The organism is Burkholderia sp. AU32262, from assembly GCF_020419985.1.
Classification (GTDB): domain Bacteria; phylum Pseudomonadota; class Gammaproteobacteria; order Burkholderiales; family Burkholderiaceae; genus Burkholderia; species Burkholderia semiarida.
This window is the reverse complement of the sequence record NZ_JAIZRS010000009.1, coordinates 171,231-183,607: the sequence shown is the minus strand read 5'-3', so window position 1 is coordinate 183,607 and position 12,377 is coordinate 171,231. Positions and strand designations below refer to the sequence as shown.

The window sequence follows — 12,377 nt, the reverse complement described above, 5'->3', positions numbered from 1 at the left end:
CATGGAGCAGACAGAATCGCCCGTCGTTTTCGCCGCACGCGGCGACGCATCCGACGTGACTTTCCCGCACGACGACGGCTCGCGCGTGCCGTACAAGGTGTTCAGCTCGCGGGCGGTCTACGATCGCGAGCAGGAACGCATCTTCCGCGGGCCGACGTGGAATTTCGTCGCGCTCGAAGCGGAGATCCCGAACGCCGGCGACTTCAAGAGCACGTTCGTCGGCGACACGCCGGTGGTCGTCACGCGCACCGAGGACGGCGCGCTGTCCGCATGGGTGAACCGCTGCGCGCACCGCGGCGCGCAGGTGTGCCGCAAGTCGCGCGGCAACGCGAGTTCGCACACGTGCGTCTATCACCAGTGGAGCTTCGACAACCAGGGCAACCTGCTCGGCGTGCCGTTCCGGCGCGGCCAGAAGGGAATGACCGGGATGCCGGCCGATTTCGATCCGAAGCAGCACGGGCTGCGCAAGCTGCGCGTCGACAGCTATCGCGGGCTCGTGTTCGCGACCTTCAGCGACGAGGTCGCGCCGCTGCCCGACTATCTCGGCGAGCAGATGCGCCCGTGGATCGACCGGATCTTCCACAAGCCGATCGAGTATCTCGGCTGCACGCGCCAGTATTCGAAGTCGAACTGGAAGCTGTACATGGAGAACGTGAAGGACCCGTATCACGCGAGCATGCTGCACCTGTTCCATACGACCTTCAACATCTTCCGCGTCGGGATGAAGGCGCGCTCGATTCCCGATGCGAACCACGGGCTGCACAGCATCATCACGGTGACGAAGACGGGCGACGATACGTCGGCCGCGTACAAGCAGCAGAACATCCGTTCGTTCGACGAGGGCTTCCATCTGGAAGACGAGTCGATCCTCGATCTCGTGTCGGAATACGACGAGGACTGCACGAACCATATCCAGCCGATCTTCCCGCAGCTCGTGATCCAGCAGATCCACAACACGCTGGTCGCGAGGCAGATCTTGCCGAAGGGGCCGGACAACTTCGAGCTGATCTTCCACTTCTTCGGCTATGCGGACGACACGCCCGAGCTGCGCGCGCTGCGCATCAAGCAGGCGAACCTGGTCGGGCCGGCCGGCTATATCTCGATGGAAGACACGGAGGCGACCGAGCTCGTGCAGCGCGGCACGGTGCGCGATGCCGACGCGACGTCGGTGATCGAGATGTCGCGCGGCAATCCGGACCAGCAGGACACGGTGATCACCGAGAGCCTGATCCGCAAGTTCTGGGTCGGCTATCAGAAGCTGATGGGCTATTGAGGCGGGAGCAAGAAATGACGGAAGACATGAAGACGTGGTTCGAGATTTACATGCTCCAGAACCGCTACATCGGGCACCTCGACAACGACCGGCTCGAACATTGGCCGGAAATGTTCACCGAGGACTGCACGTACGAAATCGTGCCGAAGGAGAACGCCGATCTCGGGCTGCCGGTCGGGATCGTCCACTGCACGAACCAGCGGATGCTGCGCGACCGCGTGGTGTCGCTGCGGCACGCGAACATCTACGAGGAGCATACGTACCGGCACATGACGTCGGGCCTGACGATCGTCGCCGAACGCGACGGCGAATTCGATACCGAGAGCAACTACGTGGTCGTGCAGACGCGCAGCAACGGCGAATCGAACGTGTACCAGGCCGGCAAGTACTACGACACGGTGGTCCGCACGCCCGACGGCTTGCGCTACAAGACCAAGCGCGTGATCTACGACACGTCGCGCGTGCAGACGCTGCTCGCGACGCCGATCTGACCGCTCCGACGAAGCAAGGAAACGACATGACCGAAGCAACGCTGGCCGAGTGGCATCCGCTCGGCGCTTTCGACGAATTCTCCGAAGACGAACCGGCGGCGCGCGTCGCCGGCCAGAAGCCGATCGCCGTGTTCCGGATCGGCGACGAACTGTTCGCGATGCACGACCTCTGTTCGCATGGTCACGCGCGCTTGTCCGAAGGCTATGTGGAGGACGGCTGCGTCGAATGCCCGCTGCACCAGGGGCTGATCGACATTCGCACGGGCGCGCCGAAATGCGCACCGATCACCGAGCCGGTGCGGACCTATCCGATCCGGATCGTCGACGGGCAGGTGGAAGTCAATGTCGGCTGATCCGGTCGTGATCGTCGGCGCCGGCCACGCGGCGCGGCGCACGGCCGAAGCCCTGCGCGCACGCGATGCGGCGGCGCGCATCGTGATGATCGGCGCGGAGCGCGAGCTGCCGTACGACCGGCCGGCGCTGTCGAAGGACGCGCTGCTGAGCGATGGCGGCGAACAGCGCGCGTTCATCCGGGATGCGGCGTGGTACGACGCGCAGCGCATCGCGCTGCGGCTCGGCACGCGCGTCGAGGCGATCGAGCGCGATGCACGGCGCGTGCGCCTCGACGACGGGACGACGCTGCCGTATGCGCGACTCGTGCTCGCGACGGGTTCGCGGGTGCGTGCGTTCGGTGGTCCGGTCGACGCGGGCGTCGTGCCGCATTACGTGCGTACCGTTGGCGATGCACGTTCGTTGCGTGCGCAACTTGCTGCGGGGCGTCGCGTGGCGGTGCTCGGCGGCGGCTTCATCGGCCTCGAGGTCGCGGCGGCGGCGCGCCAGCTCGGCTGCGACGTGACGGTGATCGATCCGGCGCCCCGGTTGCTGCAGCGCGCGTTGCCGGAAGTGGTCGGTGCGTTCGCGCATCGGCTGCACGATGCGCGCGGCGTGAGCTTCCGGTTGGCGACGCTGCCGCGCGCGATCCGTCGCGCGCCGGGCGGCGGCGCGATCGTCGAAACCGATCGCGGCGACGTGCCGGCCGATATCGTCGTGGTCGGCATCGGCGTGGTGCCCAACGTCGAGCTCGCACAGGCGGCCGGGCTCGACGTCGACAACGGGATACGCGTCGATGCGGGCTGCCGCACGGCCGATGCGGCGATCTTCGCGGCGGGCGAGGTGACGATGCACTTCAATCCGCTGCTCGGGCGGCATGTGCGGATCGAATCGTGGCAGGTGGCCGAGAACCAGCCGGCCGTCGCGGCCGCGAACCTGCTCGGCGCCGACGAGCGCTATGCCGAGCTGCCGTGGCTGTGGTCCGATCAGTACGACTGCAACCTGCAGATGCTCGGGCTGTTCGGCGGCGAACGCACGATCGTCGTGCGCGGCGATCCGGCGAGCGGGCCGTTCACGGTGTTCGGGCTCGGCGACGACGGCAGGATCGTCGCGGTGGCCGCGGCGAACCTCGGGCGCGACATCGGCGCGTCGCGCCGGCTGATCGCGGCAGGCGCGGCGCCCGATCCGGTGAAGCTGGCCGATCCGGCGGTCAGCCTGAAGGCGTTCATGTAGCGGGGCACTCGCGGCGCGCATGCGCCGTGTGTGCGACGCCGACCGCGGGTTTGTCGGCTGCGGCGAAATCGGGGATATTAACGACATCGCCGATCCGCCCGTCCTCCATGACGCCAGACAAAGCCCTCGAACTGAAACGAAGCAAGCGCCGTGCGCTGTGGCTGCTGCTGGCGGCCGTCGCGGTGTTCGTCACGACCATCCTGCTGCCGCGCGGCCCGTGGGTCGACGGTTTCAAGGCCGTCGCCGAAGCCGCGATGGTCGGCGCGCTCGCCGACTGGTTCGCGGTCGTCGCGCTGTTCCGCCGCGTGCCGATCCCGTTCGTGTCGCGCCACACCGAGATCATCCCGAAGAACAAGGACAAGATCGCCGACAACCTCGCGGTGTTCGTGCGCGAGAAATTCCTCGGCCCCGACGCGCTCGCCGCGCAGATCCGCCAGCACGACCCGGCGCGGATGCTCGGCGCGTGGCTCGGCGAGCCGGCGAACACCGACGCGCTCGGCGGCTACGTGACGAAGCTGATGAGCTTCGCGCTCGACATGACCGACGACGCGCGGATCCAGTCGTTCGTCCACGATGCATTCCGCGCGGTGATCGACCGGGTCGACCTGTCGCAATCGGCCGGTGCGATCCTCGACACGCTGACGAAGGACGGCCGCCACCAGGCGCTGCTCGACGACGCGATCGAACAGGTGGTGGACGTGCTCGGCAAGGAAGAGAACCGCGAGGTGATCGCGGGCTTCATCGTCGAATGGCTGAAGACGCAATACCCGAAGGTCGAGAAGATCATGCCGACGCAGTGGTTCGGCGAGAACGGCGCGCGGATGCTCGCGAGTGCGGTGAGCCGCGTGCTGGAAGGCGTGGCGGCCGACCCGGAGCATGAACTGCGGCAACGCTTCGACCGGACGGTCGTGCGGTTGACCGAGCGGCTGAAGCACGACCCCGCATTCATCGCGAAGGGCGACGAGATCAAACGCTACATCCGCGACGGCGACGCGTTCAACGACTATGTGCGCGACTTGTGGGGCCAGTTGCGGGCCTGGCTGAAGGCCGATCTCGCGCGCGCCGATTCTGCGCTGCACCGGCAGGCCGCGACGCTCGGCGGCTGGCTCGGCGCGCGGCTCGCCGAGAGCCCGGCGCTGCGCGCGTCGCTGAACGAGCATATCGAGAAGGCCGTGCACGAGATGGCGCCCGATTTTGCCGATTTCCTGATGCGTCACATTCGCGACACGGTGCGCAACTGGGATGCGCGCGAGATGTCGCGACAGATCGAACTGAACATCGGCAAGGATCTGCAGTACATCCGCATCAACGGCACGCTGGTCGGCGGGCTGATCGGACTCGGGTTGTATCTGGTGTCGCTGGCGCCGCGCTGGGCGGCCGGCTGGCTGCACTGACGCGGGCACGGGCGTTGCGCGCATGACGCGACGCCGCGCGCCGCCGGATCACGCGGACGCCTTGGCGCCGTGCAATTGCAGGCCGAGCGCCTTGATGACTTTCAGGATCGTGCCGAAGCTCGGATTGCCGTCGTGCGACAGCGCCTTGTACAGCCCTTCGCGCGACAGGCCCGCATCGCGCGCGACCTGCGACATGCCGCGCGCGCGGGCGATCACGCCGAGCGCGTGCGCGATGAAGGCCGGATCGTCGCCGGCCTCCTGCAGGCAGGCGTCGAAGTAGTCGGCCATGTCGTCTTCGGTTTTCAGGTGTTCGGCCGAATCCCACGGCCGCGTCTTGATCTTGTCCATCGATCACTCCATGTCGAGGTGCGCGAGCATTGCGTGCGCGGCGCGTATGTCGGCCTGTTGCGTCGATTTATCGCCGCCGCAGAGCAGGATCACCCAGATCGTCCCGCGCCTCGCGTAGTAGACGCGATAGCCGGGCCCATGATCGATGCGCATTTCGACGACGGGCGAGCCGGCGGATTTCCAGTCGCCCGGATTGCCCATCGACAGGCGGTCGATGCGCGCCTGGATGCGGCGCCTGGCGATGCGATCGGGCAGGCCGGCAAACCAGGCGTCGAAGACGTCGGTGGTCCGGATGCTGAATGCAGGAGGACTGTAGGGCATGAATTGCAGTGTGTCAACCATGGTTCACATGTCTGTTGAATGGAACATCGTTGCCATTACAGCCCGGCCGGCGCGTCGGCGGGTGTTGACTGGCCGTCAGACCGATCTTTCCGCTGGCGGAGCCGGCCATCCGGTCGAAGCCGGAATTTCAGGAATCCGTCTACAATCGAAAACGTCTTTGCCGTTCGCGCGAGCTGCCGCGCGCGGGCGGATCCGTTCGTCCTCCATCATCCGGAGGCGCCGCCGCGCATCGCGCATCACGCTCCGGCATCGCGTGCCGCGCGGCGAGCAGTGCCGTGGTTTGTGTCCAGCAGGTAAGGCGTCCGCGTGCCGTAGGCCGGCGCGCGTCCTGAACGCCGCGTGTCCGTAGGCCGGGCAGGCGGCATAACCGAGAGTCCCATGAAAGCATCGGATCTGTTCGTGAAGGCGCTGGAAGCCGAAGGCGTCGAGTACGTGTTCGGCATTCCAGGCGAAGAAAACCTCGATCTGCTCGAATCGCTGCGGCGATCGAAGATCAAGCTCGTGCTGACCCGGCACGAGCAGGCGGCCGGGTTCATGGCCGCCACCTACGGCCGCCTCACGGGCCGCACCGGCGTGTGTCTCGCGACGCTCGGGCCGGGTGCGACGAACTTCGTGACGGCCGCCGCGTATGCGCAGCTCGGCGGGATGCCGATGCTGATGATCACCGGGCAGAAGCCGATCAAGTCCAGCAAGCAGGGCCACTTCCAGATCGTCGACGTGGTCGACATGATGCAGCCGCTCACGAAGTTCACGCGGCAGATCGTGTCGATCGGCAACATCCCGTCGGCCGTGCGCGAGGCGTTTCGCCGCGCGGAGGAAGAGCGTCCGGGCGCCGCGCACCTCGAACTGCCCGAGGACATCGCGCACGAGGAGGGCGACGGCAAGCCGATCCCGCGCAGCTACAGCCGGCGGCCGGTGGCCGAGGAGAAGGCGGTCGCGCATGCGGTCGACGCGATCCAGGCCGCGCGTCATCCGCTGTTGATGATCGGCGCGGGCGGCAACCGCAAGACCACCTGCAAGATGCTGCTCGAATTCGTCGACAAGACGGGCATTCCGTTCTTCACGACGCAGATGGGCAAGGGCGTGATCGACGAGACGCACCCGCTGTGGCTCGGCAACGCGACGCTGTCCGACGGCGACTTCGTGCATCGCGCGATCGAGCATGCGGACTGCATCATCAACGTCGGCCACGACGTGATCGAGAAGCCGCCGTTCTTCATGCGCACCGACGACAAGACCGTGATCCACGTGAACTTCCTCGGCGCGCAGGTCGACCCCGTCTATTTCCCGCAGATCGAGGTGGTCGGCGACATCGCGAATGCGGTGTGGCAGATGAAGGAGGCGCTGACGCCGCAATCGCACTGGGATTTCGAGCGCTTCAGGATGATCAAGTCGCATTTCGACGCGCATCTGGAAAAGGGCCAGCACGATCCGCGCTTCCCGATGTACCCGGTGCGGATCGTGAACGACCTGTACAACGCGTTGCCGGTGGACGGCATCGTCTGTCTCGACAACGGGATGTACAAGATCTGGTTCGCGCGCTACTGGCGTGCGCACGAGCCGAACTCGCTGCTGCTCGACAACGCGCTCGCGTCGATGGGCGCGGGCCTGCCGTCGGCGATCGCGACGAAGATCGTGCATCCGCAGCGCAAGGTGATCGCCGTGTGCGGCGACGGCGGCTTCATGATGAATTCGCAGGAACTCGAAACGGCCGTGCGGCTGAAGCTCGACATCGTCGTGATGATCCTGCGCGATGACGCGTTCGGGATGATCCGCTGGAAGCAGGAGAACATGAACTTTCCCGATTTCGCGATGACGCTGCAGAACCCCGATTTCGTGTCGTACGCGCAAAGCTACGGTGCGCACGGGCATCGCGTCGAGTCGGCCGACGATCTCGAGCCGCTGCTGCGCGAATGCTTCGCGTCGCCGGGCGTGCACGTGATCGACGTGCCGATCGACTACTCGGACAACGAGCGCGTGCTGAACCGCGAGATCAAGCGCCTGTCGGCGCAACTCTGAATGCCCCGTTCACAGGAAGGAGTCGTTCCATGTTGAAGGAAACCTATCCGTACTATCTCGCCAACGAAGCCGTCTACGCGAACACCGATCTGGAGGTGACCGACAAGTTCAGCGGCAAGGTCGCCACGCGCGTCGCGCTGGCCGACGCGAAGGCGATCGACGCGGCGATCGCCGCGGCAGTCGACGCCACGAAGCCGATGCGCGAGATGCCGGCCTACAAGCGGCAGGCCGTGCTCGATCATTGCGTCGCGCGGTTTCGCGAACGTTTCGACGAGCTGGCCGAGGCGCTGTGCATCGAGGCCGGCAAGCCGATCAACGATTCGAAGGGCGAAGTCACGCGGCTGATCGACACGTTCCGCGTCGCGTCCGAGGAATCGGTGCGCATCGACGGCGAGATCGTCAATCTCGAGATTTCCGCGCGGGCGCAGGGCTATACGGGCTACACGAAGCGCGTGCCGGTCGGCCCGTGCTCGTTCATCTCGCCGTTCAACTTCCCGTTGAACCTCGCCGCGCACAAGGTCGCGCCCGCGCTCGCGGCCGGCTGCCCGTTCGTGCTGAAGCCGGCGAGCCGCACGCCGATCGGCGCGCTGATCATCGGCGAGGTGCTTGCGGAAACCGACCTGCCGAAGGGTGCATTCTCGGTGCTGCCTGCGCATCGCGACGGCGCCGACCTCTTCACGACCGACGAGCGCTTCAAGCTGCTGTCGTTCACCGGTTCGCCGGCGGTAGGCTGGGCGCTGAAGGAGAAGGCCGGCAAGAAGAAAGTCGTGCTGGAACTCGGCGGCAACGCGGCCGCGATCGTCGATGCCGACCAGCGCGAGCGGCTCGACTACGTGGTCGATCGCCTCGCGTTCGGCGCGTACTACCAGTCGGGCCAGAGCTGCATCGGCGTGCAGCGGATTCTCGTGCATGCCGACCTGTACGACGCGCTGCGCGAGAAGCTGATCGCGAAGACGCGTTCGCTGAAGATGGGCGATCCGAAGGATCCGTCGACGTTCGTCGGGCCGATGATCTCCGAATCCGAGTCGCGCCGGCTGTCGGGCTGGATGGACGCGGCCGTCGCGGCGGGCGCGAAGATCGTCGCGGGCGGCAAGGTCGACGGCGCGATGTTCGAGGCGACGCTGCTGGAGAACGTCGGGCGCGAGCAGGACCTCTACCGGAAGGAGGCGTTCGGCCCCGTCGCGATCCTCGAGAAGTTCGACCGCTTCGACGACGCGCTCGCGCGCGTGAACGACAGCGACTTCGGGCTGCAGGCCGGCGTGTTCACCGATTCGCTCACGCATGCGCAGCGCGCGTGGGACGAGCTCGAGGTGGGCGGCGTCGTGATCAACGACGTGCCGTCGTTCCGCGTCGACAACATGCCGTACGGCGGCGTGAAGGATTCGGGCCTCGGCCGCGAAGGCGTCCGCTACGCGATCGAGGACATGACCGAGCCGCGGTTGATGGTCGTGCGGCGCCGGTAACGCGCGGCAGGCGGCGCGGCGCCACGGCGGCACGCGGGCGGGCGATCGGGCCGGCCCGCGTGCCGTTCTTCATGGCGCGTCGCGAGCGCGGTGCGGCGCCGCGCGTGTCCCGCGCGCCGAACTGCCCGACACGGGCTCGACGATGGGCGTCGCCTCGTGATGTAATCGCGCGAAACTGCCGACCGGGGTACGACGCCGGAACGCGCGAATTCATTCTTCACGAGGTCGATTCATGTCCCCCGTCTCGGCATTCAAGCTGGTTCTGTTGTCATTCCTCGCGATCGTCGCGCTCGAATGCATCGCCAAGCGGCTGCGGTTGCCGCCCGCGGCCGCGCTGCTGATCGGCGGCATCGGCATCGCGTTCATCCCCGGCCTGCCGCCGATCGATCTCGATCCCGAGCTGGTGCTGCTGGTGTTCCTGCCGCCGCTGCTGATGGACGGTGCGTACTTCTCCGTGTGGGAAGAATTCAAGCGCAACGTCGGCGGCATCCTGATGCTGGCGATCGGCGCGGTCGTATTCACGACGTTCGCGGTCGGCTTCGCCGTGCACTGGGTGGTGCCGACGCTGCCGTGGGCCGCGTGCTTCGCGCTCGGCGCGATCGTGTCGCCGCCCGATGCGGTGGCCGCGAAGGCCGTGCTCGAACGCGTCGCGCTGCCGCGCCGGCTGATGGTGCTGCTCGAAGGCGAGAGCCTGCTGAACGACGCGGCCGGCCTCGTGCTGTTCCGCTTCGCGGTCGCGGCCGCGCTCACCGGCGCGTTCAGCCTCGAGCACGCGGTCGTGCGCTTCGCGGAGCTCGGGCTCGGCGGCGTGGTGGTCGGCTTCGTGGTCGGCAAGCTCGTCGTGTGGTTCCTGAAGCTGCTCGACGACGACTATCTCGTGATCACCGTCGCGGTGATCGCCGGCTGGATCGCGTACATCGCGGGTGAAATGGTCGAGGTGTCGGGCGTGATCTCGACCGTCACGGCCGGCATGATCGTCGGCTGGCATCAGCACGAAGTGTTTTCGGCGGCCGTGCGCACGCGCGGCACCGCGTTCTGGCAGGTCATCGTGTTCCTGCTCGAGGCGCTGGTGTTCGTGCTGATCGGGCTGTCGCTGCGCGGCGCGATCCATCGGCTCGGCGGCTTCGAGCAGGTGCTCGGCACGATGGTGCCGCCGGTGCTCGCGGTACTGGCGGCGGTGATCGTGTCGCGCTTCGTGTGGATCTACGCGGTCGAGGCGCTGAAGTGGCCGGTGCGCGGCCTCGCGGGCCGCGGCGAGGCGCCGGACTGGAAGGCCGCGACGATCATGAGCTGGGCCGGGATGCGCGGCGTGGTGACGCTGGCGATCGCGCTGTCGCTGCCCGAGGCGCTACCCGGCCGCGACGTGATCCTGGTCGCATCGTTCGCGGTGATCCTCGTCACCGTGCTGCTGCAGGGCACGACGATCGGCCCGCTGATCCGGCTGCTGCGCCTGCCGCCGCGCGACGAGCGCGCCGCGCACCACCTGACCGAGCCGCAGACGTGGGCGTACGTCGAGGCCGCGCAGCTCGCGGCGATCCAGCCGCTCGTGCGCGACGAGAACGGCGTCGTGATCCATCCGCGCCTGCTCGAGCAGTACACGTATCGCGCCGAGTTGACCGAACGGTCGAAGAACGCGCCCGCGTATCCGGTGGAAGTGCGCACCGCGCACTACGACGTGGTGCTGGCCGCGATCCGGGCCGGGCGCGCCGAGCTGTTGCGCCTGCACCGGTCGGGGCGCATTCACGACGAGATGCTGCACACGCTCGAACGCGACCTCGACCTGCAGGAAGTGTCCGCGCAGCACGCGCGCGGCTGATCGGCCGCGGGCTCACGACTCACACCCACGGGGCCGGCGTCCTGCCGGCTCCCCGCCGGTTCTCATACGCATGCGGATCGAGCGTCGCCCGCCGCGCGATTTCCCCTCGCACGGCCGATTTGACTCGCCACGATCAGGCCCCAATACGACCGATCCCGCAGCCTTGCACGACATGCAAGCCTTATGGCGCGGGTCTCGCAAACGTTATCGTGCGTCGAATCCGGAAATGATCCGATTTATCCGTTGCCGTCTCTTTCTGCATATTTGGCAAAACTAAACCGGAAGGAGATAGATGCTGTGTTCTAATTTCATTTAGAATCAGCCGGTTATGTTTATTGAGAGAAAGAATGCGGAGGTAATGCGGTCGTCGACGGGGAAACAACGGCGCCTGAAGCCCCGCAAGGCAGTGCCGACAGGCCTAATCGGCGGAATCAGGCGGGTTTTTCAACTGCCAATATAAGATGGCGTCCCAGTCGGATAAACAACTCCTATGAAAGAATCGTTTGGAGATTCGGCGTTTGAAACTGGATTTATGAAAGAATCGAGTAGTGATAATGCCTCGGATTGCCTCGAATCGGGGTTATCGGTCCTCCTTGTGGACGACCAGCCATTCGTCGGCGAGGTGATCCGCCGCGCGTTGCGCAGCGAGCACGACATCGACCTGCACGTGTGCACCGACGCACATCGGGCAATGGCGGTCGCGCGCGACGTGAAGCCGACGGTCATCCTGCAGGATCTCGTGATGCCGGAGATCGACGGCCTCGATCTCGTGCGCGCGTGGCGCGCGGACGCCGGCACCGCGCGCGTGCCGATCATCGTGCTGTCGGCGAAGGAAGAGCCGATCGTCAAGCGCGAGGCGTTCATTGCCGGCGCGAACGACTATCTGGTGAAACTTCCCGACGCGATGGAGCTGACCGCGCGCATTCGCTACCACTCGAATTCGTACCTGATGTCGCGGCAGCGCGACGAGGCGCTCGATTTCCTGTCGCACGACATGCGTTCGCCGCAGACGTCGATCCTCGCGCTGCTCGACGTCTACCGGGCCGAACACGGCGACATGCCGGCGATCATGGAGCGCATCGCCGGCCATGCGCGGCGCGCGCTCGCGCTCGCCGACGGCTTCATCCACCTGACCCGCGCGCAGTCCGAGCGCCGCGCGCACGAAGTCGTGAGTCTCAACGAGATCGTGGTCGACGCCGTCGACCAGCTGTGGGAGAAGGCGGCCGGGCTCGGCTGCCGGGTGATCGCGCACGTGCCCGACGGCGAGTGCGTGACGATGGGCGACCGCATGATGCTGACGCGCGCGGTCGCGAACCTGGTCGACAACGGGCTGAAATACGGCCCGGCCGGGATGGACGTACATTGCACGCTGGGCGGCGAGGACGGCGCCTGGCTGATCGGCGTCGAGGATGCCGGCGCCGGCATCGCGCCGGAGCAGCGCACGGCCGCGACCGAGTCGTTCGTGCAGCTCGAATCCGCGCATGGCGCGGCGCGCGGCGGTTTCGGCCTCGGCCTCGCATTCGTCCGCGCAACGGCGGCGCGGCATCGCGGCCAGATCCTGATGCGCAATACGGCGCGCGGTTTCATGGTCGCGCTTCGGCTGCCGGCGCAGGCGGAGCGGTGACGTCGCGGCGCGGCCTGCCGCCGCCGCGCCGCCCGAGAGACCTC

11 protein-coding genes are annotated in these 12,377 nt (G+C 66.9%); 9 read left to right on the top strand and 2 right to left on the bottom strand.

From position 1 onward, the window contains the following. Window position 1 precedes the first annotated feature (1 nt). The 5 genes from andAc to LGN10_RS13675 all read left to right on the top strand — a co-directional run bounded on the left by andAc (window position 2) and on the right by LGN10_RS13675 (window position 4,721). A complete protein-coding gene (gene andAc, locus LGN10_RS13695) occupies window positions 2-1,273 on the top strand; it encodes an anthranilate 1,2-dioxygenase large subunit AndAc (RefSeq protein WP_034174903.1) in 1,272 nt (423 codons plus the stop codon). A gap of 14 nt (window positions 1,274-1,287) precedes the next feature. Then, window positions 1,288-1,764 carry an anthranilate 1,2-dioxygenase small subunit AndAd gene (gene andAd, locus LGN10_RS13690; RefSeq protein ID WP_006479528.1) on the top strand — a complete coding sequence of 159 codons (477 nt, stop codon included), beginning with the start codon at window positions 1,288-1,290 and terminating at the stop codon, window positions 1,762-1,764. A gap of 26 nt (window positions 1,765-1,790) precedes the next feature. Beyond that, window positions 1,791-2,117, top strand: a complete 327-nt coding sequence (gene andAb, locus LGN10_RS13685; protein WP_039344765.1) for an anthranilate 1,2-dioxygenase ferredoxin subunit AndAb — start codon at window positions 1,791-1,793, stop codon at window positions 2,115-2,117. Continuing rightward, entirely contained in the window at window positions 2,107-3,327 is a 1,221-nt protein-coding gene (gene andAa / locus LGN10_RS13680) for an anthranilate 1,2-dioxygenase system ferredoxin--NAD(+) reductase (protein ID WP_226223853.1), read from the top strand. Before andAb ends, andAa begins: the two co-directional genes overlap by 11 nt. A 107-nt stretch (window positions 3,328-3,434) precedes the next feature. Further along, window positions 3,435-4,721: a DUF445 domain-containing protein gene (locus LGN10_RS13675; protein WP_089465445.1), complete on the top strand. Its 1,287-nt coding sequence runs from the start codon at window positions 3,435-3,437 to the stop codon at window positions 4,719-4,721. A 48-nt stretch (window positions 4,722-4,769) separates the two neighbouring features. Here the strand turns inward: LGN10_RS13675 and LGN10_RS13670 are convergent, their stop codons facing one another. Together LGN10_RS13670 and LGN10_RS13665 are read right to left on the bottom strand one after the other, a co-directional pair. Then, on the bottom strand, window positions 4,770-5,069 hold the full coding sequence (locus LGN10_RS13670) for an addiction module antidote protein (protein WP_059573746.1): 300 nt from the start codon (window positions 5,067-5,069) through the stop codon (window positions 4,770-4,772). 3 nt (window positions 5,070-5,072) lie between these two features. Beyond that, entirely contained in the window at window positions 5,073-5,390 is a 318-nt protein-coding gene (locus LGN10_RS13665; RefSeq protein ID WP_060163117.1) for a type II toxin-antitoxin system RelE/ParE family toxin, read from the bottom strand. Window positions 5,391-5,789: 399 nt separating this feature from the next. Here LGN10_RS13665 and LGN10_RS13660 point away from each other — a divergent pair, with 399 nt between their 5' ends. The 4 genes from LGN10_RS13660 (at window position 5,790) to LGN10_RS13645 (ending at window position 12,333) form a co-directional block, all read left to right on the top strand. Then, entirely contained in the window at window positions 5,790-7,430 is a 1,641-nt protein-coding gene (locus LGN10_RS13660) for an acetolactate synthase large subunit (protein ID WP_059639075.1), read from the top strand. Between the two features lie 29 nt (window positions 7,431-7,459). Beyond that, the gene (locus LGN10_RS13655; protein ID WP_059573749.1) at window positions 7,460-8,893 is read left to right on the top strand and encodes an aldehyde dehydrogenase family protein; all 1,434 of its coding nucleotides are present in this window, start codon (window positions 7,460-7,462) and stop codon (window positions 8,891-8,893) included. A gap of 232 nt (window positions 8,894-9,125) precedes the next feature. Next, complete coding sequence (locus tag LGN10_RS13650) at window positions 9,126-10,709, top strand: Na+/H+ antiporter (RefSeq protein ID WP_099317195.1); 1,584 nt, start codon at window positions 9,126-9,128, stop codon at window positions 10,707-10,709. A gap of 490 nt (window positions 10,710-11,199) precedes the next feature. Continuing rightward, complete coding sequence (locus LGN10_RS13645) at window positions 11,200-12,333, top strand: hybrid sensor histidine kinase/response regulator (protein ID WP_059573751.1); 1,134 nt, start codon at window positions 11,200-11,202, stop codon at window positions 12,331-12,333. Window positions 12,334-12,377: the final 44 nt, after the last annotated feature.

Bases quoted from the DNA above. Each gene is read 5' to 3' on its own strand.
- LGN10_RS13650 (WP_099317195.1), top strand. From the start codon at position 9,126: ATGTCCCCCGTCTCGGCATTCAAGCTGGTTCTGTTGTCATTCCTCGCG.
- andAa (WP_226223853.1), top strand. From the start codon at position 2,107: ATGTCGGCTGATCCGGTCGTGATCGTCGGCGCCGGCCACGCGGCGCGG.
- andAd (WP_006479528.1), top strand. From the start codon at position 1,288: ATGACGGAAGACATGAAGACGTGGTTCGAGATTTACATGCTCCAGAAC.
- LGN10_RS13645 (WP_059573751.1), top strand. From the start codon at position 11,200: ATGAAAGAATCGTTTGGAGATTCGGCGTTTGAAACTGGATTTATGAAA.
- andAb (WP_039344765.1), top strand. From the start codon at position 1,791: ATGACCGAAGCAACGCTGGCCGAGTGGCATCCGCTCGGCGCTTTCGAC.
- LGN10_RS13655 (WP_059573749.1), top strand. From the start codon at position 7,460: ATGTTGAAGGAAACCTATCCGTACTATCTCGCCAACGAAGCCGTCTAC.
- LGN10_RS13660 (WP_059639075.1), top strand. From the start codon at position 5,790: ATGAAAGCATCGGATCTGTTCGTGAAGGCGCTGGAAGCCGAAGGCGTC.
- andAc (WP_034174903.1), top strand. From the start codon at position 2: ATGGAGCAGACAGAATCGCCCGTCGTTTTCGCCGCACGCGGCGACGCA.
- LGN10_RS13670 (WP_059573746.1), bottom strand. From the start codon at position 5,069: ATGGACAAGATCAAGACGCGGCCGTGGGATTCGGCCGAACACCTGAAA.
- LGN10_RS13665 (WP_060163117.1), bottom strand. From the start codon at position 5,390: ATGCCCTACAGTCCTCCTGCATTCAGCATCCGGACCACCGACGTCTTC.
- LGN10_RS13675 (WP_089465445.1), top strand. From the start codon at position 3,435: ATGACGCCAGACAAAGCCCTCGAACTGAAACGAAGCAAGCGCCGTGCG.